This is a genomic window from Onishia niordana (assembly GCF_004798965.1).
Lineage (GTDB): Bacteria > Pseudomonadota > Gammaproteobacteria > Pseudomonadales > Halomonadaceae > Onishia > Onishia niordana.
This window is the reverse complement of sequence record NZ_SDSD01000062.1, coordinates 1-275: the sequence shown is the minus strand read 5'-3', so window position 1 is coordinate 275 and position 275 is coordinate 1. Positions and strand designations below refer to the sequence as shown.

The 275-nt window shown below is 42.2% G+C and carries 1 protein-coding gene; it reads right to left on the bottom strand.

Annotated elements, in window-relative coordinates:
* Positions 1–35 precede the first annotated feature (35 nt).
* The coding region (locus ETC27_RS17465) for a hypothetical protein (RefSeq protein WP_205742775.1) at positions 36–275 on the bottom strand (240 nt) is incomplete at its 5' end.

Sequence of the window (275 nt, the reverse complement as noted above, 5' to 3'; positions counted from 1 at the left end):
AAAGTATTGAAGACGGAACAGAGAGTACTTTTCCTTTAGCGGTCACTGTTTCCTTGACTGCCATTATTTATCGTACGGTGGATTAGCCAATTCGATGCAGATATTAACCAATTGCATAGCCGCAGCTGCCAGAACATACGGGAAGTGGTAAATTCATCGGCATAATAAATATCAATCCCGATGTTAGTGAACGACCTCCTGAAAATTACAACCATCGCAGTAGCCAGTTTCTTTGCCGCTTCGCCGGTTGAACATGTTATTACAAACAGTAACTG